Below are 23,722 nucleotides of genomic sequence, written 5' to 3'. Positions count from 1 at the left end.
ATGAAACGATGAACCGCTCTAGGAAGGGGAAATAGTGCGGCCTATCCCGCTCCATCCGTCTTTGCCAGATGCGGGGGAGCGGAAGGTGAGGTGTCGGTGCGCATTTGCGGAATGTGGAAAGCCTGCCGGAAATAGGCGCGGAATGCCTCCATGGCTTTGTTGAAGCGGGCATGGCGAGCCCATGCCAGCCCCACATTCATGGCTGGAACCGGCTCCTGCAGGACGATGGTTTCCAGTCGCTGTCCTTCCAGCGACCAGGGGCGATAGACCATGTCGGACAGGATGGCGACGCCTTGCCCGCTTGCAACCATGGAACGCACGGCTTCGACGGAAGAGGTCCGTAGCTTCACGTTCGGGCTGTAGTGGGATGTGCTCCAATAGCTCAGCGACGTGTTGGCCGCCTCATCGACGGTGAGCATGATGTAGGGCTCGCGGGCCACATCGGCGAGGCCGACCCGGGCCTTCTTGAGAAAGGGATGGCGTGAGGGAACCCACAGCCGCCGTGTCGAGCTCATCATGGTCTCGCTGGCGATCTGCGGGTCGCGTACATTCGAGGTCAAGAGCACCGCGATGTCGTATCGCTCGTCGAGCAAACCTTCCTCGATCGCCTCCCGGTTCACTTCATGCAACTGAATGTCGAGGCCGGGGAAAGCGCGTTGCAGCCGTTGCAGATGGTCGGGCAGGAAATATCCGATCACCGTATAGGTTGCGGCGACCACGAGCCTTCCTTCCACATTGCCCGAAGGGATCGTCAGATGCGTTGCCTCATGCACTTTCTGCAGGATTTCATAGGCATGGAAGAGGAATTCCCGTCCGGCCGGCGTAAGCCCCATGCCACTGCTCGAACGTTCGAAAAGTTGCAGATTCACCGTGCGCTCAAGCTCGCGGATCGCCGTGGTGACGGCTGATTGCGAAATGGAAAGCTCCACCGCAGCCTGCGATATCTGGCCGAGTTCAGCAGTTGCCACAAAATAGCGGATTTGCCGTAGGCTGATGGGCATGGCCGGTCCCTTCGTATCCGAGGCCTTCTGATTTTTTGATATTACAGCATCTGAAAATAGAATTTCCAATCTCCCGATTGTTTTCCTAGGCTGCCTGCAAGTGGAACATCAGGCCGCAAAGAACCGAAAAGGTCGCGGGCGAAAACGGGGAGCGTCGCATGGCCGTTGAGGCAATCGACATCAATTGCGATATGGGCGAAGGCTTCGGTGCGTGGCAATTGCGCGAGACCGATGATGAGGCCCTGATCAAGCTCATCAGTTCCGCAAACATCGCGACAGGCTTTCATGCTGGCGACCCAAGCCTGATGGACCGCACTGTGCGCATGGCCGCCGAGCATGGCGTCGGTGTCGGTGCACATCCCGGCTATCGCGATTTGCAGGGGTTCGGCCGTCGCCGCATCGACGGCAGCACCGCCGAACTGGTCAACGACATCGTGTATCAGGTCGGCGCGATCCGCGAGTTCGCCAAGCGTCATGGCGCGCATCTGCAGCATGTGAAGCCGCACGGTGCGCTTTATATGGAACTCGCCGGCAATGCGGAATTTTCCGATGCCTTCGTGCGCTACATGCGCGCCGTCCAGCCCGAGACCGCCATATTCTGCATGGGCGTTTCGGCGACCTATGAGATCGCAAAAGCCGCCGGCCAGCCGGTGATCCGCGAATTCTATGCCGATCGCGACTATGGCGATGACGGCGCTATCGTTTTCACCCGCCGTGTTGGCAGGCTCGACCCCGAAGCCGTTGCAGAAAAGGTGGTCAAAGCCTGCCTGAATGGCACAGTGACGACCGTTACCGGCAAGGAGGTCGATGTCGAATTCGAATCCATCTGCTTCCATTCCGATACGCTGGGTTCGAAGGAAATTGTCGAGGCGATGCGCCGCCGGTTGAAGGAAAGCGGTGTCAGGGTCGTCCCGGTGTCGAAATTGCTCGGCCGATAGCGCCGGGAAAAAAGAAAGGGGAATGCCGATGAGCAGGGTCGAAATCAGGGCGCCGATGCCCGGGGTCTTCTACCGCAAGCCCTCTCCGGACAGCCCGCCTTTCAAGGTCGATGGCGATGATGTTGCAGCCGGCGACGTCGTGGGCCTGATCGAGGTCATGAAAAGCTTCCACGAGGTTTCCGCGCTGGAAGGCGGCAAGTCCGTCCGCTTTCTGCTTGAGGATGCCGATGCGGTGATGGCCGGCCAGGTCATTGCCGAAATCGAGGTCTAGGGGCATGGCGATAGCTTCCCTCCTCATTGCCAACCGGGGTGAGATTGCGGTGCGCATCATCCGTGCGGCCCGCCTCCTCGGCATTCGCACGGTACAGGCGCACAGTGCGGCTGATGCGGACTCTCTGGCCGTGCGCATGGCCGATGAGGCGGTCCTGATCGGGCCTCCCCCGGCCGCCAAATCCTATCTCGATATCGAGGCCGTCATGAAGGCGGCGCGTGAGACCGGCGTTGATGCCGTCCATCCCGGTTACGGGTTTCTGGCCGAGAATGCGGATTTCGCCGATGCCGTCGTTTCGGCAGGCATGATTTTCGTTGGCCCCGACGCCTCGGCAATCCGCCTTCTGGGCGACAAGGTGGCCGCACGCAAGGTGGCGCGCGAGGCGGGTGTGCCGACCGTGCCCGGCAGTGAAGGGCGTATCGCCGGCATTGAAGAGGCGCGCACCCTGGTCGAGGAGATCGGTTTTCCGGTCATGATCAAGGCCGCGGCGGGTGGTGGCGGCAGGGGCATCCGCATCGTACGTGACTTCGATGAGTTCGAAAAGCAGTTCCCCCAGGCCGCGTCCGAGGCGCAGGCAGCCTTTGGCGATGGCGGTCTCTACATCGAGAAGGTGATCGAGAACGCCCGCCACATCGAGGTGCAGATATTGGGCGACGGTGAGAACGTCATCCACTGTTTCGAGCGGGAATGTTCGCTCCAGCGCCGCCGCCAGAAGGTGTGGGAGGAGGCACCGGCCTTCGGCTTGTCGCCTTCCGTGCGTGAAGCGCTCACGGCGAGTGCCGTGGCGCTCGCCCGTTCCGTCGGCTATCGCGGCGCCGGCACGGTGGAATATCTTTATGACGCGGATTCCGGGGCCTTCTATTTCATCGAGGTGAACACCCGCATCCAGGTCGAGCATCCCGTGACGGAGATGATCACCGGCATCGATCTCGTTGCCGAGATGATCCGCATTGCCGGCGGCGAAAAACTGTCGATCCCGCAGGACGCGGTGCGTATTTCAGGCCACGCCATCGAATGCCGTATCAATGCGGAGGATCCGGCGCAGAATTTCATGCCCTCGCCGGGGCAGGTCACCGCCCTGGTTGAGCCGGAAGGCGAAGGCGTCCGTTTCGATACGATGCTCTATGACGGCTACTGGGTGCCGCCATTCTACGATTCCCTGCTAGGCAAGATGATCGTGCACGGTGCCGACCGCAAGGACGCAATCGCCCGTATGGAGGTTGCCTTGAAGGCGCTCACCATCGACGGCATCAGGACGACGGTTCCGCTGCATTTGGCGATAGCCGCGAACCCGGATGTGGCCGCCGGCGCGATCCACACGAAATATCTGGAAGGGTGGCTTGCCGATGCTCCCCTGAGCACCTCCCTCAGCCCCGCCGCCAGCCAAACGGAGAACGCCTGATGAAGCCGCGCTACACATTCGGCGGTGACGAGCACCTGTTCGTCGAAGTCGATGAGGAAATGTCGCTCGACGCCTTCTTCAAGAGCCTCTCGATGACACGCATCATCGCCGAGCGCGCTATTGAGGGGGTGACGGAAATCTGTCCGGCCAATGCCTCATTTCAGGTGAAGTTCGATCCCGATGTGGTCGCTCCGGGGGCGCTTCTGGAAGAAGTCCGCTCCATCGAGGCGGAGGCAGGCAAGGCCGATCCCGTGCTGCAAACGCGGCTCATCGAGATCCCCGTCTTCTATCAGGACCCCTGGACCCATGAGACGCTGATGCGGTTCCGCGAGCGCCATCAGGATCCGCAGGGAACCGATCTCGAATATGCGGCGCGCATCAATGGCTATTCCAGCGTGGAGGCCTTCATTGCCGCCCATTCGGGTTCGCCATGGTTCGTGTCCATGGTCGGCTTCGTGGCCGGGCTGCCGTTCATGTATCAGATGGTCGAGCGGGGGCGGCAGATTCAGGTGCCCAAATATCTGCGTCCACGCACGGATACGCCAAAGCTCACCGTCGGCTACGGCGGCTGCTTCTCCTGCATCTACTCGGTGCGGGGCGCAGGCGGCTATCAGATGTTCGGCATCACGCCCATGCCGATCTTCGATCCCGACCAGAAGACCAATTATCTGGAAGACTTCATGGTCTTCTTCCGGCCGGGCGACATCGTGAAGTTCAGGCCCATCGACAGGGTCGAGTATGACCGCACCGTCGAAGCTGTCGCGAAGAATGCCTTCAAGCCGAAAATCCGTGAAGTGGAGTTCGACCTGCGGGCCTTCAATGCGGATATCAAGGGATACAATGCGCGGCTGGAGGGCATGATCAATGGCGATTAAGGTTCTCAATCCGGGGCTGCTGACCAGCGTGCAGGATCTCGGCCGCCCAGGCTATTTCCATCTGGGCATTCCCGTGTCCGGGGCGATGGATCGCTATGCCATGCGCGCTGCCAATCTTCTCGTCGGCAATGAAGAAAGTGCTGCCGGGCTGGAGGCCGTGTTCGTCGGGCCGCAGCTGGCCTTTGCAGAGGATGCGATGATTGCCGTTACCGGCGCCGACATGCCCGTCAAGATCGACGGTGAGATTCAGCCGGGCTGGACAGCCCTGCCGGTGAAGGCGGGGCAGGTTCTGAGCTTCGACTTCCTGACCGCCGGCGCCCGCATCTATATCGCCGTTGCAGGCGGTATCGACGTGCCGGTGGCGCTGGGCAGTCGGTCGACCTATCCGATCGGCGCATTGGGTGGGTTCAAGGGACGCGCCATTGCCAGGGACGATGAGCTGCCGGTCGGTCGTCCTTCAGGCCGCGCAATCTCCGGCCGCGGCGTCCCCGATGATCTGCGCCGGGAAAATCCGGTTCCGGTCGAGCTTCGCATCCTCCCAGGCCTTTACGATCACCGCGTCACGAAGGCCTCGCTCGACCGTTTCTTCGACGAGGAATGGAAGGTGGCGCCCGAGGCCGATCGTATGGGCTATCGCTTCCGTGGCGGCACGCCGCTTGAATTCAATGAGCGCGAACAGCCCTTCGGCGCTGGCTCCGACCCGTCGAACATTGTCGATAGCTGCTATCCCTATGGTTCGGTGCAGGTGCCTGGAGGGACGGAGCCGATCATCCTGCACCGTGATGCGGTGTCCGGCGGGGGGTATTTCATGATCGGCACGGTGATTTCGGCCGATATGGATCTCATAGGGCAGTTGCAACCCAACACGCCAGCCCGGTTTCGCCGGGTAACGATGGAACAGGCGCTCGAGGCTCGGCATGCACGTGCCGCAATGCTCGACCGTTTGAGAAAGGCCTTGCAATAGGCCGCAAGGGGCCGGTGGCTGCGAGCGCATCGGCTTTCTGAAGGAGCCTCAGGCTCAGCAGTGCCTGACAGACTTGGCGCGGGTCGCGAACCGCGCCTCAGACAGCGATGAGATAGGGCGCCAGATGGCCCGGCTGGGGCAGGACGGCGACAATCTTCAATTGCGCGATCGTGCGGTCGCGCGACTTGGAGAGGTGATTCTCAAGAAGCTCGGCCGCGCTTTGCGTCGCCCCGACGATAAGCAGTTCGCCGATCATCCGGATTTCGCGGATCGACAGGGCATCGCCCGCAAGTCCGAGACTGAAGAGCGCTTTCTGCGAGGCCTGCAGTGTCTTGCGATTGTTGGCGATCAGCCGACGCAGATCGCGATTGGGAGTGGAAAGAATGGCCAGATCGATAAAGGCGTTGACCAGCCTGAACCACTTGTCGGCTTTGATGAGGCCACCTGCGCGCTCGGTTTCCTCCATCTGCCGGCACAGTTTTTCGAGTGCGATCTTGTCGATAAAGGGCGCCGCCGAGCGCAGCGCCGCGACTTCCAGAATGATGCGAAGCTCGAACTTGTCCTTGATGGATTGTGCCGTCAGCGGTCCGACAAGCCATCGCGAAGTCGAGCTTTTGGTGACGAGACCGCGCTCTTGCAAGCGCCCGAGAACGTCGCGGATCACCGTGCGGCTGACATCGAAATATGCCGCCAGGTCGTTTTCGACGATCCGGTACTGCCCGAAGACCAGACAGGAGGAAACGTCACTCTCCACCTGATCGTAAATGCGTTTCCAGTTTGGCCTGTTGAGGGATTCGTCGTGAGCTTCTTCTACCGAAAGATCGAGTGTCTTGATGTCCTTGCGTATCGGTGCTGCATCCGTATCGCAGGTTCCGACCAGATAGCCCCGGCCATCGAAGCGGCTGACTGCGCCTTCCTCTTCCAGAAGCGCCAAGGCCCGCTTCACCGAGCTGCGCGAAATTTTCAGAACCTCCGCAATCGGGCCTTCCAGAAGCACAAGTCCGGGCTCCAGGGCGCCCGACTTGATGTTGGCGCGTATGGTTTCGGCCGCGGAAAGATAGAGCGGTGTTCGGCTGTTGGCGGGGGCGGGGATCATGTCGGTCTGGCTCATTGGGGGCTGCCCCGGTTGTGGCGCGTCTTGTCGCGCGCTTCAATCGTAAAAAAGCGGGCTGCGAACAATTCAAGCATACAAAGATCATTTTTTGTGCAGTCGCGTGACGCATTTCCGGACGAGACGAGACGAAAGCGGGCCGTTTCACGGGGTTGCGCGCTGTATCGCAATGCGCTGGGTGACAACAATTTGCGCACTGTCGCACAAAGACAGGCGCCCCTTTTCCTCCCTAGTCTTGATGTTGGGAACATAGAGAAAACGCCGAAAAGGCTTGGAGGGTGCCCGCATGAAGCGCGGTACAGCGTGCATGCGTGGGCTGAAAACCCCGGAAAACAAAGACGTGCAGTCGGGCGGTAAAGCCGCCCGAAAAGAAATTTCTTGAGCCCGCTTGCGCGCCCGAGAAAAAATGTGTTTGTATACACAATCATTTTTTGATGATGACACATCCTTAGTCTGGAGGAAAGCGTGCTTTCGCTGAGTTCTGTCACCAAGCGCTACGGAGACGTCACCGCTCTCGACCGTCTGAGCGTCAACGTCCCCGATGATTCCTATGTTTCTCTGCTTGGCGCGAGCGGCAGTGGCAAAACCACTTTGCTGCGCGTGATCGCGGGCTTTGAGGAGCCGGATGGCGGAAAGGTCATCTATGACGGCCATCGTCTCGATGGCGTAGCGCCGCACCGGCGCGGCATCGGTTTCGTTTTCCAGAACTTCGCGCTGTTTCCGCATTTGAGCGTGGCCGACAATGTGGCTTTCGGCCTGCGTTACCGCGAGGAAGAGCCGGTCACCGATCCGTCGGAGCTGAAGGCACGGGTCGCCGACGCCATCCGGCTGGTGGGGCTTGAAGGTCTCGAGGCGCGCAAGGTCACGGCGATCTCGGGTGGCCAGCGCCAGCGTGTGGCATTGGCGCGTACGCTCGTCACCGAGCCCCGCTTCGTGTTGCTCGACGAGCCGCTTGGTGCACTCGACGCCAATCTGCGCGAACGCATGTGCGATGAGCTGCGCGCGATCCGGGAGCGCCTGAAGGTGACTTTCCTGCACGTCACAGGCAGCGAGACCGAGGCGCTTCTCATGGGCGACGTCGTGGCGGTTCTTTCCGCAGGTTCCATTGCCCAGGTCGGGCCGGCATCCTCCCTCTTTGCCTTGCCGAAAAGCGCCGACGTGGCGCGTCACCTGAACGCCTATAACGTGCTTTCCGGTCGCGTGGTGAAAGGCGGCTTCGAAGGCGCGGGCGCGCGGTTTGCGCTGCCTGGCAAGCAGGCCGCAAGCGATGGCGCGCCGATTGAAGTGGCGCTGCGTTTCGATCGCATTTCCGTGCGCCCGGCCGGTGCAACTGCCGCTGATCCCGCAGGGGAGGCGGCAATCCGCGCGCGCTTTATCGCCAGCGAATTCACGGGTGCATCGGTTCTTTCCTTCTTCCGGCTGGAGGACGGCACCCTGATTCAGGTCGTTGCTCACCTGAGCGGTCCTGCCCCGCAGGCTTTCACGAAGGATGAGCTCTACGAGCTCTCCTTCAATCCGCAAGACGTCATCCCATTCATCGAGAGGGCCGCATGATGGAAATTGCCGGCGAGCAGATACGCAGCGCGGCTCCCGCCATGGGCGAGGACAACGGCGTGTCGCCAGCCGAACGCCGTGACCGCCAGGAGCGCCGCACGGCGCTGATGCTTATCAGCCCGGGCGTTCTCTGGATGACCCTGTTCATGGTTCTGCCCATGATCATGGTCGTCTACGTATCGTTCTGGACGCAGACCACCTTCACCGTCGAACCCAAGCTCACCACTGACAGCTGGGTGCGCTTCCTGACCAGTTCCACCTATCTGGCATCCACCTGGACCACGGTGCGCATCTGGGGGATCGTGCTCCTGTCGACCCTTCTGATAGGGTATCCGGTGGCGCTGTTCATCGGCCTGATGGTGCGCAACCAGACGCTTCAGACGGCGCTTCTCGTCATCTGCGTCATTCCCTTCTGGACCTCGTTCCTGATCCGCGTCATCGCCTGGCGTCCGATGCTGGGCACCGAGGGTGCGATCAATATGATCCTCATGAAGCTCGGCATCATAGATACGCCGCTGACCTCGCTGCTCTTCTCCGAATTCGCGGTGCTCATCGGCATGACGCAGATTTACTGCGTCTTCATGGTCGGTCCGATCACCTTCATGCTGAGCCGCATCGAGCCGAGCATCATTGAGGCCGCGCGCGATCTGGGCGCCGGTTTCGGGCGCATCTTTTTCAAGATCATCCTGCCGCTGTCACTGCCCGGCGTGATTGTCGGCGCAATCTTCGTGTCCGTCATGGTGCTGGGCGAGTTCGCCACTGCCGCTTCGCTGTCCGGCCGCAAGGTCAATCTGCTGGGCAACATCATCGTGTCGCAGGTGGGCTCACTGAAATGGGCTTTCGCCTCGGTCGCCGGCGTCATTCTCACCGTCATCATTGCCGTGGTGATCACTGCGCTGCTGCGGGTCGTCAACCTCAGGAAGGAGATGTAGCCATGGAAGCACGCGCTCTCAAACCCGTGCTCGGCGTCTATTGCGCCGCCTTCATTCTCTTCCTCTACGGGCCGATGATCATCTTGGCAATCCTGTCCTTTCAGGGACCGGGAGGCGGTCCGCAGTTCCCGATCATCGAATGGTCGACCTATTGGTACCAGCATCTGCTTGGCATGACGCCGCCTGGGCGCATCTCGCGTCTGCCCATAGGAGACAGCCTTCTGCGCTCGCTGACGCTGGCGCTGATGACGACAGTCGTCTCCACCGTGCTTGGCGTCATCACCGCACAGGGCTTCCGCGCGCGCTTCAAGGCGTCCGGAATTGTGTTCTACCTCGTGATCCTGGGCATGATTGTGCCGGGCGTGCTTGTCGGCCTCGGCATGGCGCTGCTCACCAACATGCTGGGCATCGACCGTAGCTGGTGGGGCACGGCCTTCGTCCTGCATGTCGTCTACACCTTCCCCTTTGCCTTCCTGGTGATGCTTGCGATCTTCAATCGCTTCGACCGCAGTGTGGAGGAAGCCTCGCTCTCGCTTGGCGTGTCGCCGGTGCAGACCTTCCGGAGGGTCACCTTCCCGATGATCTTCCCGGGCGTTCTGTCGGCGATGCTGTTCTCCTTCACGCTTTCCTATGACGAGTTCTCGCGCACCCTCTTCACCTCCGGCCGTGACCTCACCTTGCCGTTGACGATTTACGGAACCTTCTCGGTCGAGATCTATCCAAATATCTTCGCTTTCGGCGTTCTCACGACGCTCTTCTCCTTCACGCTCCTGCTCATCTACGCGCTCCTGATGCTGCGCGCGGTTCGCTCTGCCCAGTCCTTCAAGGGACAGGAGGAGGCCGAATGAGCGTCGCCCTGAAAAAGGTCGCGTTGGTCACCGGCGCAGGGTCGGGCATCGGAGCGGCCATCGCCGAACGTCTGGCGCAGGAAGGCTACCGCGTCGCGGTCAACGATCTGTCGGCCGAGGCAAGTGCCCGCACGGCTGATGCGATCAACGCCGCGGGCGGAGAGGCGGCTCCCTTCGCCGCGGATGTATCGAGTGAGGACGCCGTCCGCGAGATGATCGGCGCTGTCGTGGCTCATTTCGGGCCTGTCGATCTGCTCGTCAATAATGCCGGCCACGGCCATCAGGCGGCGTTCACGGATATTTCGCTCGCCGAATTCGAGCGCATGTTCGCTGTCCATGTGCGTGGCAGTTTCCTGATGATGCGTGCGGTCCTGCCCTCCATGCTCGATCGCGGGGAGGGCGTTATCGTCAATGTCGCCTCGCAGCTCGGGCAGGTCGGCGGGGTGGAGCTCGTTCACTATGCGGGCGCCAAGGGCGCGATCATCGCCATGACGAAGTCGCTCGCCCGCGAGGTGAGCGCGCAGGGCGTACGCGTCAATGCCATAGCACCCGGCCCCATCAACACGCCGCTGGTCGAAGCGCTTTCATCCGACTGGAAAAAGGCCAAGGCCGCCGAACTGCCGCTCGGGCGTTTTGGCGAACCGGCGGAAGTCGCGGGCGCCGTGGCGTTTCTCGCCTCGCCGGACGGTGCCCTGTTCGTCGGTCAGACGCTGGGTCCGAATTCCGGCGACGTGATGCTTTGAAGATTGGAGAACACCACACCATGGCCGCAACGAAACCCAGAAAGCGCGTCGTCCTCGTCACCGGAGGCGGCATCGGCATCGGTCGCGCCACCTGCGAGGCTTTTGCCCGTGCGGGCGACCATGTGGTGGTGACGGATGTCCTTGAAAAAGAAGGCAGGGCGCTTGCCGACAAGATCGTCGGCGACGGCTGGTCGGCGGAGTTCGCTCTGCTCGATGTCTGCTCGACGCAAGCTGCCGATGCGCTGGTCACACGCCTCAACGAGGCACATGGCCATATCGATGTGATCGTGGCGAATGCCGGCATTGCCCATCGCGTGCCGCTTGGCGAATTGAGCGACGAGAAGTGGGACCAGACCTTCGATATCGATCTTAAGGGCATGCTGCGTGTCATTCGCCCGGCTGTGCCCGCCATGCGCAAGGCGGGCGCGGGGGCGATTGTCTGCCTCTCCTCCATCATGGGCGTCGCCTATGGCTGGGATGAACACGTGCATTACTCCGCCGCCAAATCCGGCGTGGTGGGGCTTGTGCGCGGTCTCGCGGTGGAACTCGCCGCGCAGGGCATCCGCGTCAACGGCGTTGCGCCGGGCTATATCCGTACCGCGCAGCTTCTTTCCGAAAAGCATTCCCTTGGGCCTGAAGGCGCCGAAAAGGCGTCTGCCTTCATCCCCATGGGCCGGTTGGGCGAACCGGAAGACATCGCCGACGTCATCCATTTCCTGGCTTCGCCTGCGGCACGCTACCTCACGGGGCAGGTGCTGACGGTGGATGGCGGCCTGCTGGTGGGCCGTTACTGAAAATACTGGGCAAACAAAAATGGGAACTGAAAGATGAAAAGACACCCGATGCTGAACAGACGCACAATGTTGAAGGGAGGCGCCGGCGCTGCGGCTCTGGCGATGGGCGGCCTTTCACCGTTCCTGCGCTCGCAGGCCGCTTTTGCGCAATCGCTGGCCGACCAGCAGCTCCGCACGATCGGCCTGTCGGTTACTGTGCAGGACCGCATTCTCGACATGTTCAAATCCGAGAGCGGGGTTGGGTCCGTTTCCGGAACCGCCTCCACCTTCCCCGACAGCCAGACGCGCATCCTCTCGGGCGCCGGCGACTATGACTGCTGGGAAGTGATCGCCGAGCGTTTGCCGGCCATCATCGCCACGAACAATGTGGAACCGATCCCCACGGCTGAAATCCCGAACTGGAATTCCATCCGCGATACCTTCACCAAGGAAAGCGACAAGTGGGAACGCCGGGCACAGATCGTCGGCCAGATCTGGGCCGATGACGAGCAGACCAAGCTCTACATGGTGCCGGCGGTCTACAACTATGATTCCATCGGCTACAATCCGGACGTGGTCAGCGAAGAGGAAGCCAACAGCTGGACGGCGCTCTTCGACGACAAATGGCGCGGCCGCTCGGGTCTCAACGTCGATCCGCTGATCGCTATCGGCCAGGCCATCATCGCCATGAACACGCTTGGCGAACTTGAAGCCAAGAACCCTGGCAACCCGACGGTTGAGGAGATCGACGAGGCGACCGCCTTCCTGATTTCCAAGAAGAAAGCGGGTCAGTTCCGTGCCCTGTGGGGCGATTTCGGAGAACTGGTCAACCTGATGGCCTCGGGGGAAATGGTTGTCTCCGATGCCTGGCAGCCCGCGGTCATGGCGGTGAAGGCGCAGGGCCGCCCCGCCAAATATGCAACGCCCAAGGAAGGCACGCGCGGCTGGACGATCGGTCCCTCGCTCATTGCCGGTTCGCAGAACCGCGAGGCGGTGATCGCCTACGCCAATTTCTGGCTCTCCGGCCCGCCGGCCATCGCGGTTACGGAGCAGGGTTATTATTCGCCGAGCACCAACATCAAGAACGTGATGGACCCGGACAAATATGCCTTCTGGTACGAGGGCAAGCCCTGGGTCGGTGCGCCCGAACGCGGCATCAAGGAAGGCGATCTGCGCGATGGCGGGTCGTTGGAGGAACGTGCGGCCAATGTGGCTTACTGGCACCAGTGGCCGGACGAATACGACCACCTGATCCAGCGCTGGGACGAATTCCTGAACGCCTGACGTGAACCCGCCGCGTCGGAACGCCCCTGGCTGTTCCGGCGCGGCTCCCTCCGGCAAGAGCATCGGACTGAGGCATGAACGATCTTGAACTCATAGGCGTCGGCAAGACCTATCCGGACGGCACCGTTGCCGTGTCGGATTTCGACCTGGCGGTGAAGCCGGGCGAATTCGTCGCCTTTCTTGGCCCCTCGGGCTGCGGCAAGTCCACGACGCTGCGCATGATCGCCGGCTTTGAGGATATTTCGAATGGCGACATCCTCATCAAGGGAAAGAATGTTTCGGCTGTACCGCCGGAAAAGCGCCCCACCTCGATGATCTTCCAGAACTACGCGCTCTTCCCGCATATGACGGTGCGCCAGAACATCGGTTTCGGGCTGGATGTGAAAGGGCTCTCTTCGGGCGAGAAGAAGGCCAAGGTCGACCGCATCATGGAGATGTTCGGCCTGAGTGAATTCGCTGACCGCAAGGCCGACAGGCTCTCGGGTGGCCAGCGCCAGCGCATCGCGCTTGCCCGCGGCCTCGTGGTCGAGCCGGACATCCTGCTGCTCGACGAGCCGCTGGGCGCACTGGACGCCAATCTGCGCCGCGTCATCCAGAACGAATTGAAGCTATTGCAGCGCGAACTCGGCATCACATTTGTCTTCGTCACGCATGCGCAATCCGAAGCCCTCGGCCTGTCGGACCGCATTGTCGTCATGAACAGGGGACGCGTTGAGCAGATCGGCACGCCGCATGAGGTCTACGCCTCGCCCGCCACCGAATTCGTCGCCCGCTTCATCGGCTCCAATGCCATCATCGAAGGATCGAACCTGTCGTTCGATGGAGATGCAGCCTTTGTCGACACCGCTTTCGGGCGCATGCATGGCCGCCGTTCGCAATCGCTTGCACCCGGCGCTGCCGCACTGGTGGCGATCCCGGCCGAGGCGATGCGAATACAGCCGGCTAATTCTTCTGCTGCAGATGGTGAAAACAGGCTGCGCGGCACGGTCTCCATGAAGCATGCCGTCGGTAGTGTCGGCCATTTCAAGGTCGATCTCGATGGCCGGCAGAGCGTCGACGTGCAGACCGGCACCGACAATGAGGCTCTCATGCGGCTCGCCATAGGCGACGCCGTCATCGTCGATTGTCCCTCCGACCGCGTCACGCTGGTCGCCCGGGGCTGAAAACCGAAGGGGTCGTCCGGCCCCGCAGAAACCGCAACAAGGGAGATTTGAAAATGGCAAAAGAGATTTTGGTCGGCTTCGGCATCGATGTCGACGCCGTCGCGGGTTGGCTCGGTTCCTATGGCGGCGAGGATTCTCCCGACGATATTTCGCGCGGAATGTTTGCCGGCGAAGTTGGTTCGCCACGCCTGCTGAAACTGTTCGACCGTCTGGGCCTGCGCACCACCTGGTTCATCCCCGGTCACTCGGTGGAAACCTTCCCCGATCAGATGAAGGCTGTGGCCGATGCGGGCCACGAGATCGGCATCCATGGCTATAGCCATGAAAATCCGATCGCCATGACCCCGGAGCAGGAAGAAGAGGTGCTCGACAAGGCGATCGACCTCATCACCAGCCTCTCGGGCAGGCGCCCGACCGGCTACGTGGCACCTTGGTGGGAGTTCTCCAACGTCACCAACGAACTGCTCTTGAAGAAGGGCATCAAATACGACCACTCGCTGATGCACAATGATTTCACGCCCTATTATGTGCGGGTCGGCGACAAGTGGACGAAGATCGACTATTCCGCCAGGCCCTCGGACTGGATGAAGCCGCTCGAACGTGGCGCGGAAACGGACCTGATCGAGATTCCGGCCAACTGGTATCTCGATGACCTTCCGCCCATGATGTTCATCAAGAAATCGCCGAACAGCCACGGCTTCGTCAATCCTCGTCATCTGGAGGAGATGTGGCGCGATCAGTTTGATTGGGTATACCGCGAGATGGATTACGCGGTCTTCCCAATCACCATCCATCCGGATGTTTCGGGCCGCCCGCAGGTGCTCCTGATGCTGGAACGCCTCTATGAGCACATGAAGTCGCATGAGGGCGTCCGCTTCGTGACGATGGACGAGATGGCGGATGATTTCGCCAAGCGCAATCCGCGCAGAAAATAGGCGGGCCGGGGCGGTTCGCCGCCCCGTTCCTTGCGGGAGGAAACCCCATGTGTTCTCTGTGCGGTGTTCTTGGATGCGACGATCACTGGACCAGCGCCATAGCGCGGCCCGGTGTCTATACGCGCAATACCGACCGGCTGAACCGCCGGCGTGAAGCTGCCAACCGCATCAAGCTTGCCAATGTGCTGCTCGAGCCCAGACGGCTGAAGATCGCCGAATGGCAAGGCGCCTCCTATGTGCTGTCGAGCCCGACAGGCCGGACCCAGGTTTTCGAGAGCCTCGCCCATCTGTGGCCGGAGGCCGAGGCCATGACAGGGCGCGCGCTCGATCCGCTCGACCCTGATTTCCTGGAACGGCTGAAACAGCGCATCGAGGCTGCGTCATGACTGCTGAGCCGCGCCCGGCCAATCTGACACCCGTCAACTTTCTCACGGGCTTTCTGGGATCGGGCAAGACAACGCTGCTCCAGCGCCTCCTTGCCGATCCCGCCATGGCGAATGCCGCCGTGCTGATCAATGAGTTCGGTGAAGTGGGCCTCGATCATCACCTGCTTGACCGCATCGATGACAATGTCGTTCTGCTCAAGTCGGGTTGCCTGTGCTGCACGGTGCGTGGCGAAGTCGCCGATGCGCTGCAAAAGCTCGATTCCCAGCGCAGCCGGGATGAAATCCCCTGGTTCGACCGCGTGGTCATTGAGACGACGGGGCTGGCCGATCCTTTTCCCGCGCTCTCCACCATCCAGTCACACCCGGTTCTGCGCAGCCATTTCGCAATCGCAAATGTCGTGGTCACGGTGGATGCGGTGAACGGTTCCCGCCAGCTCGACGAACGGCTGGAGGCCGTGCGGCAGGTGGGAGCAGCGGATGTGGTCGTCATCACCAAGACCGATATGGACGAGGCGACCGATACCGATGCGTTGCTGGAAAAACTGAGCCGGCTCAATCCATCCGCGCGCCGGGTGATCGCGCAGGAAGCAAGTGCCGACGATTTTCTCGTCGATGCTTCAACCGAACGCAGCGAGGAATGGCTGAGCGAGGCGCTTTCTCTCTCCGAGGAATTCGCAGCACCCGTTCATCACCATCATGATGAAGAGGGGCATCATGGCCACGCGCATTCCTCCGTGCGCTCCTTTTCCATGGTGATCGAGGAGCGGATCGACTGGACGGGCTTCGGCATGTGGCTGACCATGCTGCTCAATCGCCATGGCGACCGGGTCTTCCGCGTGAAGGGCATCCTTGATATCGAGGGGGAGGAGCGTCCGGTTGCGATTCACGGCGTGCAGCGTCTGGTCCACCCGCCGGTTCATATGTCCGCCTGGCCGGATCGTCGCCGCCAGTCACGCATCGTGTTCATCGTCGACGGGCTGGACCCGGCGCGCATCGAAGAGTCGTTTCATGTGTTCAATCGCCTGTCGGAAAAGGTGCTTACCCAGGGTGGCACACCGCCCCTTCGCAGGGCGAGCTAGGGGCCGGGCGTGACGAGGCCGGCTGCTCCCTCGGCGCATGTGCGAAAGCCCCCGCCGCTCCGCGTCCTGTGCACGGAGATCACTCCCTATCGCCAGCTTCAGGAGCGCGCCGAGCGCGATCTCGGGTTCGAACTGATCTTCGAGCAGCATGATTTCGTGACCGCGCAGCGCATTGCCGCGACTGAACCGGACCGCTACGATGTCTACGATCAGTGTTTCCACAATCTCGATATCGTCTGGCACTGGCGCGCCGTTCAGAAGATCGATCTCGAACGCATCGAGCTCTGGAGCGAGGTCAACGATCTTACCAAGAAGGGCTGCATCAATGCGTCGGCCCCGTTGGGCTTCGGCGATGCGCCCGTCACGCGGCTTTACGTGCAGCAGGACAATTCGCTTTCTTCCGTTCCTTCGCCACACATCTCCATGCTGCCGACGGTGCACAATTTCGATTCCTTCGGTGTCAACGAGACCGCCACCGGCGTCGATGTGGATTCGGAGGTGCGCTCTTGGGCCGAGCTCCTGCATCCGCGTTGGAAGGGCCATGTCGCCATCGTCGACGAGCCGGCAATCGGCATCTTCGATATCGCGCTTGCCGCGCGCGCGGCCAACCGCATGAGCTTCAAGGATCTGGGCAATATGAGCGTCGATGAGATCGATCAGCTCATCGATCTTGCCTTGTCGCTGAAGCGCAAGGGGCATTTCACCTCTTTCTGGCGCACCACGCAGGAAGCCACCTTGATGATGGAGCGGGGTGATGTCTGGATCGCAAGCATGTGGTCGCCGAGCGCGGTGCAGCTCAAGAGCCGGCACTTGCGCACCCGTCAGGCGGTGCCGGTCGAGGGCTATCGCGCCTGGCACGGCGGCCTTTGTCTCGCGCGCCACCTGGAAGGCCACCGGCTCGACCAGGGGTATGCCTATCTCAACTGGTTCATTTCCGGCTGGGCAGGCGCGGTGGTTGCCCGGCAGGGCTATTATATGCCTGTGCCCGAGCGGGTACGCGAGCATCTGAAGCCCGATGAGTGGGATTATTGGTATGACGGCAAGGAGGCGCGCAGCTCCCTGTGCGGTCCGGACGGCAACACGGCCATCCTGCCCGGCGCTTCTCGCTCCGGCGGCTCCTATTGGAACCGCGCTTCGCATATCGCGCTCTGGAACACCACCATGGACGAACACAATTATCTGGTTCGCCGCTGGGCCGAGCTGGTAAAAGAACCGACCGAGAGAAACGGATTTTTGCGGAACGCGTCCTGACATGAGCAACATCAGATTGATCACCACGGGAGGCACCATCGCCTCCAGCCGCAAGGAAGGCTCAGACCGGGTCGTAGCCAATGTCAGCGGCGCGGAACTGAAGTCGCGCCTGCACGATCCCCTCGAAGGTATCGACATCACCGTCGACGATTTCTGCTCGGTCGGCAGTTTCGCCTTCGATCTGCCGCTGGCGTTTGCGCTGGCGAAACACATCGACGAGGCGCTGGCCTCGGACGATTGCGATGGTGTGGTCGTCACACACGGTACCGACACGATGGAGGAAAGCTGCTACATGGCCGACCTCATCGTTGGCAGCGACAAGCCGGTGGTCTTCACCGGCGCACAGCGCCATGCGGGCGATCCCGATACGGACGGGCCGCGCAACATTGCCGAAGCCGTGCGCGTTGCAGCCTTTTCTGCGGCGCGCGGGCTCGGCGCCATGATCGTCTTCGAGCAGGACATTCATGCCGGCCGCGATGTGACCAAGGCGCACACGTCGAGGGTCGATACCTTCCGCTCCAATTCCTATGGCAAGCTGGGCGAGGTGGATGGCGAGAAGGTCTTCATCTACCGCCGCCCCGCGCAACGTTTCAACGCGAAGGTGGAACGCATCGTGCCCGAGGTGGAGCTGATGAAGCTCGCCATGGGCGCCTCGCCGGCTTTTCTGAATTTTGCCGTCGAACAGGGCGCGCGCGCCATCGTCATCGAGGCGTTCGGGCGCGGCAATGCGCCGAACGGTTTTGCCGAGGCAATCGCTCCCATCGTCGAGCGCGGCATTCCCGTCATCATCGCTTCTCGTTGTCACGAGGGCCGCACCCGCCCCATTTATGGAGGCGGCAGCGGCGGCAAGGACCTCGCGGATGCGGGCGTCATATTCTCCGGTGATCTAAGCAGCCTGAAGGCTCGCATCCTTGCGTCGGTGCTTCTTGGGCGCGGTGCGGATATCGAGGATTTCCGCCGCGAGTTCGAGAAGGCCGCCGGTACGCATTCGGGCTGAGCCGGTAGGGGATAGCCGGGCAACGCCCCAATCCTTCTCCCCACCTGCGGGGAGAAAGCCCCGATATGGGGATGAGGGGCGCGAGCCGCCCCTCGAACCTGTTCATCGTTTCACGAACATCCGTCGGCTCTACCGTTTTGCCGAGATCACGTAGGAGCCGCCTTCGTGCAGCACGGCCGTCCAGCCGGGTTCCACCACGATGGTGGTCGTGACTTCCTCGATGATGGCCGGTCCCTCGATACGATCCCCGGCGCCGAGCTTGCGCCCGTCATAAACCGGGGTGCGGGTATGCTCGCCCTCGCGTGAGAAGATTGCCATGCGGGTGCCCTTGAGTGCGCTGTCCGCTCCGCCGCCTGAGGAAAGGCGGGCGTCGCTGGGCTTGTCGACGATGCCGTAGAGCGTGCTTTCGATGTTCACCACCTCGACCGTATTCTTCGGTTCGCTGTAGGTGTAGAGCTGCTCGTGCCGGCGATGGAAGGCGTCCTTCAACCGTTCTACGGTCTGCGCGTCGATGTCGAATGTTTCCACATCCACCGTGCATTCATGCACCTGTCCCACGTAGCGCATTTCGAGGCTGCGCGTGATGCGGATGCGGTCATCGGCAAAACCGTCCTTGTGGAGATGCTCGCGGCCTTCCTGCTCGATCTGGCGGAAGAGGGCGTTCACCCGCTCATAGGCTTCCTCATTGTCGAGGCGCACGGGGCAGGTTGCCATGTGATTGTATTTCACATCGGAGATGATCTGCCCGAAGGCGCACAGGCCCGAGGCGAGCTTCGGCACGATGATGCGGTCAATGCCCATCTCGCGTGCAATGGCCGTGATATGGGCGCCGGTCGCCCCACCGGCGCAAACCAGCACGAAGTCGCGCGGATCATAGCCACGCTCGATGGAGACACGACGGATGCCGTTGACCATGTTGGCGTTGACGATGGTGAACATGCCATAGGCGGCCTTCTCCAGGCTGAGCCCGAGAGGTTCGGCGATCCTGCTGCGTATGGCGTCCTCTGCCTTGGCCTTGTCGAGCGGCAGCCGCCCGCCGACCAGCCCGTCCGGGTTGAGATAGCCGAGCACCAGGTTCACATCCGTCGTGGTGGGCTCCACCCCGCCTCGTCCGTAGCAGGCAGGTCCCGGGTCGGAACCGGCGCTCTGCGGCCCCATTTGCAGGAGACCCATGTCGTCGATCCAGCCGATGGAGCCGCCGCCGGCTCCCAGCGTTTCCACCTGAATCATCGGAACCCCGATCCGGTAGCGCAGGAAGTCGATATTCTTGTTGAGGTTGGTAACGCCCTCATAGGTCAGTGTGATGTCGAACGAGGTTCCCCCCATGTCGACGGTAATGACGTTCTTCTCGTCGAACGGCTCTGTCACATGCAGGCCGGCACGCGGCGCGGAGGCCGGACCCGAATTGATGGCATAGACCGAGCGGTCGGCCACCACATTGCCCGTGGCGAGCCCTCCGTTGGACTGGAAATAGCGCACCGGCGCCCTGGCGCCGAGCGAACGGAAATAGGCGTCGACCGCAGTCACGTAGTTTTTCAGGATCGGCGCCAGATAGGCATTGGTGATGGCGGTGGAGGTACGGGTGTATTCGCGCACCTGCGGATAGAGTTCCGAACCGATGGTGACGAGTGCATCGGGCATCATCTCGCGCACGATCTCCGCTGCCCGCTTTTCATGATCGGGATGGAGCACCGACCAGACGAAGGAGATCGCGACCGTCTCGATGCCCTCTTCAATGAAGGCCCGGCAGGCCGCCCGCACATCCTCTTCTTCCATGGGCGTGCGCACCGTACCGTTTGACAGGACGCGTTCGCGCACGCCCTTGCGCAGATTGCGCGGCACCAGCATCACCGCCGGCGGATATTCCGCGTCATAGCGATAGCCGTCTTCCTTGTGGCCGTTGCGGATCTCGATGGAATCCTCGTGCCCCGCCGTGCAGATCAGTCCGGTGCGCGCGCCCTTGTGCTGTATCAGCGCGTTGAGACCGACTGTCGTGCCATTGATGCACAGGTCGCAATTCGGGATGATCTCCTCCAGCGCCACACCCAGATCCTCGGCGATCAGCGCCAGCCCGTTGCGGATGGCAAGCGTCGGGTCTGCTGGCGTGGAAAGCGTCTTGTAGAGTCGGCTTCCGCCGGTCTGTTCCGCCAGAACGAAATCTGTGAAGGTGCCGCCGGCATCGATGCCGAGCCTGTATTTGCTGTTCATGGTCTTGTCCTTGAAATGGGGAAGGGATCAGGCCGCGCGCAGCTTGCGCGTCGCCTCCAGATCGACCTTCAGGGTCTTTTCGTCCGCGATAACGACACCGTAGTCGCGCTTGGCGCCTTCCAGCGAGACGAGCCCCAGCTTGATATCGGCTATCACCTTCTCGACAGGGCGTTTTCTGGGATCGCCATAACCGCCGCCGCCGGGATTCATATTGGTCACGGTCTCGCCCGGCTTGATGACGCCAATCGTGTTGTTGCGGATGGTCTCAACCTTGCCGTCGCGCTTGAGTTCGAGACGCCCGACCTTGGTTTCGGTCATTTCCGATTCCGCGCCGGCTGCCCCAAGTGCTGGAATACGGCGTCCTTCACCGAACATGATGAAGGTCATGTCGCTGTCGAGCGGCTCCACCTCCCAGGCTGTGCCGGAGCCGCCGCGGTAGAGCCCCGCACCGCCGCTGTCGATCATCAGCGAATAGCGATGGATGACGATCGGGTAGGAATGTTCGAGCAGTTCCACGTCGCCGGACGTCAGCGCGCCGAAACAGCATTCGGGCCCGCAGGCGTGCCAGCCGTCCTGTTGTGGTGTCGCGCCGGCGCCCGAGATGATGGTGGCGAGCACCATCGTCACATATTCCTCGTCGTGACGCCTGTCCCAGCCGGCGATGTTGAGGCCGTTGGCATGCCCCCATGAGGCCGCGACCTTCGAGGGCATGGCTTTTTCGAAGGCCAGCCGCACCGCGTCGGTCAAGGTTTCCATGGGCGTTGTCGTGCAGTTCATGTGCGGCGCCGGTTCCTTGGCGTTGCACAGCGTGCCCTTCGGTCCCATGTTCACGCTCACGCAGCGATAGAGCCCTTCATTGTAGGGCGGCGGAAGCTGGGCGAACATCATCAGGCCGAGATAGACGCCCGAATAGGAATTGCCCTCGTAGGAATTGATGAAATAGGGCACCTGCGGCGGGCTCGAAATCTCGATATGGCAATTGTCGTCCTTGATGGTGACTTTGGCCGTGATGTCGAAATCGCCGAAACCATGCCCGGCATCCTCCAGAACGGCCGTGCCTTCATAGGTGCCGTCGGGCACGGAGCGGATCAGCGTGCGCATCTGCCGCTCCGCCATCACCAGAAGCTCCTCGATGCAGGCGTCCACCTGCTCCTTGCCGTATTTGTCGAGCATTCGGATGAGGTTGCGTTCGCCCACCTGGCAGGCGCCGATCAGCGCGTTGAAATCACCTTCCTGGTCGCGGCGCGCGCGCATGTTGGTCAGCAGCAGGTTGAGCACGTCGTTGCGCGGCTTGCCCCTGTCCCAGATCTTGACCGGGGGGATGCGCAGGCATTCGGCGTAGATTTCCTTGGCATCGGGATTGTAGCCAGCGGGCACCGGTCCGCCGATATCCGTCAAATGCCCTTTGCAGACCGTCCAGTAGACAAGCTCGCCCTTGTAGAAGACGGGCTTGTACATGCAGGTGTCGATGGCGTGGCTGCCGCCATAGGCGGGGTCGTTGTGCAGGATCAGGTCGCCCTCGTGGATGTCGTCGCCGAAATAGGCCGACACGACTTTCATCGCCGGAATGAGCGATCCCAGATGGATCGGGATATCCTGCCCCTGCAGGATCATTTCGGGCGTCGCGTTGAAGAGCGCCGTCGAATAGTCATGCGCCAGGTTGAAGACGCTCGAGCGTGCCGTTTTCTCAAGCGAAAGCGTCATTTCGCGCTGTGTGGTTTCGAGAATTCCGCGCACCACGGAAAGCGTGATCGGGTCCACGCCGCTCCCCGATGCCTGCTCCTGTTTCTTGACGATCTGTTCCATCCTCATGCCTTTCGCGGACGCATGGAATCCGCCGTGCAGGCACGAGCCTCCTCCATGTCGTTCCTGTTTGTTTTTTGTTCCTCGGCAACAGTAGGAACGGGAAGCCGCGCATGTCTTTGCGCGTCAGTGCGGGATATATTGTCGCCCAGTGCACTGGGCCTGCACCGCGTTTGTGCGCCGGCTGTTTCTATCCTATCCTGCAATGAGGAGATTGCCGGATGAGGACGCTGATATCGACAAGCGGAGTTGATCCTGCAAATCGCAGTGTGCACTGGCACAGCGCGATAGCGCAGGCCTATTTCCCTCTCGACCTGCACTTCCGGGAGCCGGATCGCTTCGGTGGCCGGCTGGAGGAGTGGTCGCTGGGCGGCGTGTCATTGTCACGCTTGCGCTCCGAGGCGCTTTCCTATCACCGCCATCCCCGACATCTCACCTGCGACGAGCAGGAGCACCTCCTCATCACCATACCGATGAAGACCGAGGTCTTTTTCTCCCAGTCGGGTCGCGAGGTTTATTGCAAGCCGGGCGGTTACATCATCGAGCGCAGCCATGAACCCTATGAGTTCAGCTATGGCGAGCGCGCCGACCTTTGGGTGATGAAGGTCGAGGCTTCCGCGCTTGGCGGCCGCATCCGCTCGCCCGACCGCTTCTGCGGTATGCAGTTCACGGCACGTGGCGGTATCTCCGGCCTGTTCGTGGATATGCTTCACCACATCCCCCAGCGTTTCGAGGCGATGAACGAGGAAGCCCGTGCTGCGGTGGGGTTGCAACTGGTCGATCTTCTGGCGCTGTCGATCCATGCGGACGAACGCACGCTCACCTCGGGCGGGTCCTCCGTGCGCGCGGCGCATCTGAGCCGTGTGGAACATTTCGTGCGCGCCAACCTTCACCGGCGAGAACTCGATCCCGATCTGATCGCGCGCTGCTGCGGCATCTCCGTGCGTTATCTGCATGAGCTCTTCCGCGATACCGAGCGCACGCTCGGCCAATGGGTGCGCGACCTGCGTATCGAGGCGGTGAAGGCGGACCTGCGCGCACCGGGAACGAAGATGTCCATTGCCGAGATCTGCTTCAGACGCGGTTTCGGCGACGTCGCCCACTTCTCCCGTCTGTTCAAGCAGCAGGTCGGTTGCTCCCCCGGCGAGTATCGCCGGCAGATGATGCTTTCCTGAAATTCGGACCGCGTGCCGCCCGATGCAGT

22 protein-coding genes are annotated in these 23,722 nt (G+C 61.7%); 18 read left to right on the top strand and 4 right to left on the bottom strand.

Annotated features, from left to right (window positions below):
- Window positions 1-41: 41 nt before the first annotated feature.
- Window positions 42-1,001, bottom strand: coding sequence for a LysR family transcriptional regulator (locus tag NA8A_RS18880; protein ID WP_009451976.1), 960 nt, complete (start codon window positions 999-1,001; stop codon window positions 42-44).
- 158 nt (window positions 1,002-1,159) lie between these two features.
- Here NA8A_RS18880 and NA8A_RS18875 point away from each other — a divergent pair, with 158 nt between their 5' ends.
- From NA8A_RS18875 to NA8A_RS18855, 5 genes are read left to right on the top strand one after another with little or no spacing between them, the layout of a single operon-like run.
- On the top strand, window positions 1,160-1,939 hold the full coding sequence (locus NA8A_RS18875) for a 5-oxoprolinase subunit PxpA (protein WP_009451975.1): 780 nt from the start codon (window positions 1,160-1,162) through the stop codon (window positions 1,937-1,939).
- Window positions 1,940-1,967: 28 nt separating this feature from the next.
- Window positions 1,968-2,210, top strand: a complete 243-nt coding sequence (locus NA8A_RS18870; protein WP_040673105.1) for an acetyl-CoA carboxylase — start codon at window positions 1,968-1,970, stop codon at window positions 2,208-2,210.
- A gap of 4 nt (window positions 2,211-2,214) precedes the next feature.
- Complete coding sequence (locus NA8A_RS18865; protein WP_009451973.1) at window positions 2,215-3,612, top strand: acetyl-CoA carboxylase biotin carboxylase subunit; 1,398 nt, start codon at window positions 2,215-2,217, stop codon at window positions 3,610-3,612.
- Window positions 3,612-4,487 carry a 5-oxoprolinase subunit B family protein gene (locus NA8A_RS18860; RefSeq protein ID WP_009451972.1) on the top strand — a complete coding sequence of 292 codons (876 nt, stop codon included), beginning with the start codon at window positions 3,612-3,614 and terminating at the stop codon, window positions 4,485-4,487. The genes NA8A_RS18865 and NA8A_RS18860 overlap by 1 nt, the downstream gene beginning before the upstream one ends.
- Window positions 4,477-5,451, top strand: coding sequence for a 5-oxoprolinase subunit C family protein (locus tag NA8A_RS18855; RefSeq protein WP_009451971.1), 975 nt, complete (start codon window positions 4,477-4,479; stop codon window positions 5,449-5,451). Before NA8A_RS18860 ends, NA8A_RS18855 begins: the two co-directional genes overlap by 11 nt.
- A 97-nt stretch (window positions 5,452-5,548) precedes the next feature.
- On the opposite strand, the gene NA8A_RS18850 is transcribed toward NA8A_RS18855, so the two are convergent.
- The gene (locus NA8A_RS18850) at window positions 5,549-6,562 is read right to left on the bottom strand and encodes a GntR family transcriptional regulator (protein WP_009451970.1); all 1,014 of its coding nucleotides are present in this window, start codon (window positions 6,560-6,562) and stop codon (window positions 5,549-5,551) included.
- Window positions 6,563-7,027: 465 nt separating this feature from the next.
- Between NA8A_RS18850 and NA8A_RS18845 the strand changes: the two genes are divergently transcribed.
- From NA8A_RS18845 to NA8A_RS18790, 12 genes are all read left to right on the top strand, one after another.
- Complete coding sequence (locus NA8A_RS18845) at window positions 7,028-8,116, top strand: ABC transporter ATP-binding protein (protein ID WP_009451969.1); 1,089 nt, start codon at window positions 7,028-7,030, stop codon at window positions 8,114-8,116.
- Window positions 8,116-9,048: an ABC transporter permease gene (locus NA8A_RS18840; RefSeq protein ID WP_009451968.1), complete on the top strand. Its 933-nt coding sequence runs from the start codon at window positions 8,116-8,118 to the stop codon at window positions 9,046-9,048. The genes NA8A_RS18845 and NA8A_RS18840 overlap by 1 nt, the downstream gene beginning before the upstream one ends.
- 2 nt (window positions 9,049-9,050) lie before the next feature.
- On the top strand, window positions 9,051-9,896 hold the full coding sequence (locus NA8A_RS18835; protein ID WP_009451967.1) for an ABC transporter permease: 846 nt from the start codon (window positions 9,051-9,053) through the stop codon (window positions 9,894-9,896).
- On the top strand, window positions 9,893-10,639 hold the full coding sequence (locus NA8A_RS18830; RefSeq protein WP_009451966.1) for an SDR family NAD(P)-dependent oxidoreductase: 747 nt from the start codon (window positions 9,893-9,895) through the stop codon (window positions 10,637-10,639). Before NA8A_RS18835 ends, NA8A_RS18830 begins: the two co-directional genes overlap by 4 nt.
- 20 nt (window positions 10,640-10,659) lie before the next feature.
- Window positions 10,660-11,433: an SDR family NAD(P)-dependent oxidoreductase gene (locus NA8A_RS18825; RefSeq protein ID WP_009451965.1), complete on the top strand. Its 774-nt coding sequence runs from the start codon at window positions 10,660-10,662 to the stop codon at window positions 11,431-11,433.
- Window positions 11,434-11,481: 48 nt separating this feature from the next.
- Window positions 11,482-12,696 carry an ABC transporter substrate-binding protein gene (locus NA8A_RS18820; RefSeq protein ID WP_009451964.1) on the top strand — a complete coding sequence of 405 codons (1,215 nt, stop codon included), beginning with the start codon at window positions 11,482-11,484 and terminating at the stop codon, window positions 12,694-12,696.
- 74 nt (window positions 12,697-12,770) lie between these two features.
- Window positions 12,771-13,859, top strand: a complete 1,089-nt coding sequence (locus NA8A_RS18815) for an ABC transporter ATP-binding protein (protein WP_009451963.1) — start codon at window positions 12,771-12,773, stop codon at window positions 13,857-13,859.
- Window positions 13,860-13,912: 53 nt separating this feature from the next.
- Complete coding sequence (locus NA8A_RS18810; RefSeq protein ID WP_009451962.1) at window positions 13,913-14,794, top strand: polysaccharide deacetylase family protein; 882 nt, start codon at window positions 13,913-13,915, stop codon at window positions 14,792-14,794.
- A gap of 47 nt (window positions 14,795-14,841) precedes the next feature.
- Window positions 14,842-15,180, top strand: coding sequence for a hypothetical protein (locus NA8A_RS18805; protein ID WP_009451961.1), 339 nt, complete (start codon window positions 14,842-14,844; stop codon window positions 15,178-15,180).
- Window positions 15,177-16,259, top strand: a complete 1,083-nt coding sequence (locus NA8A_RS18800) for a CobW family GTP-binding protein (RefSeq protein ID WP_009451960.1) — start codon at window positions 15,177-15,179, stop codon at window positions 16,257-16,259. Before NA8A_RS18805 ends, NA8A_RS18800 begins: the two co-directional genes overlap by 4 nt.
- A 9-nt stretch (window positions 16,260-16,268) precedes the next feature.
- On the top strand, window positions 16,269-17,510 hold the full coding sequence (locus NA8A_RS18795; protein WP_009451959.1) for an ABC transporter substrate-binding protein: 1,242 nt from the start codon (window positions 16,269-16,271) through the stop codon (window positions 17,508-17,510).
- A gap of 1 nt (window position 17,511) precedes the next feature.
- The gene (locus tag NA8A_RS18790) at window positions 17,512-18,507 is read left to right on the top strand and encodes an asparaginase (RefSeq protein WP_009451958.1); all 996 of its coding nucleotides are present in this window, start codon (window positions 17,512-17,514) and stop codon (window positions 18,505-18,507) included.
- 129 nt (window positions 18,508-18,636) lie between these two features.
- Here NA8A_RS18790 and capA read toward each other — a convergent pair whose 3' ends face one another.
- Together capA and capB are read right to left on the bottom strand one after the other, a co-directional pair.
- Complete coding sequence (gene capA / locus NA8A_RS18785) at window positions 18,637-20,715, bottom strand: caprolactamase subunit alpha (RefSeq protein WP_009451957.1); 2,079 nt, start codon at window positions 20,713-20,715, stop codon at window positions 18,637-18,639.
- Between the two features lie 27 nt (window positions 20,716-20,742).
- On the bottom strand, window positions 20,743-22,521 hold the full coding sequence (capB, locus tag NA8A_RS18780) for a caprolactamase subunit beta (protein ID WP_009451956.1): 1,779 nt from the start codon (window positions 22,519-22,521) through the stop codon (window positions 20,743-20,745).
- 218 nt (window positions 22,522-22,739) lie between these two features.
- Here capB and NA8A_RS18775 point away from each other — a divergent pair, with 218 nt between their 5' ends.
- Window positions 22,740-23,693, top strand: coding sequence for an AraC-like ligand-binding domain-containing protein (locus NA8A_RS18775; RefSeq protein WP_009451955.1), 954 nt, complete (start codon window positions 22,740-22,742; stop codon window positions 23,691-23,693).
- The last annotated feature ends 29 nt before the right edge of the window (window positions 23,694-23,722 follow it).

The organism is Nitratireductor indicus C115 (genome assembly GCF_000300515.1).
GTDB lineage: Bacteria > Pseudomonadota > Alphaproteobacteria > Rhizobiales > Rhizobiaceae > Nitratireductor > Nitratireductor indicus.
Note: the sequence above shows the minus strand (reverse complement) of the source record. Positions and strands in the feature narration are given on the sequence as shown.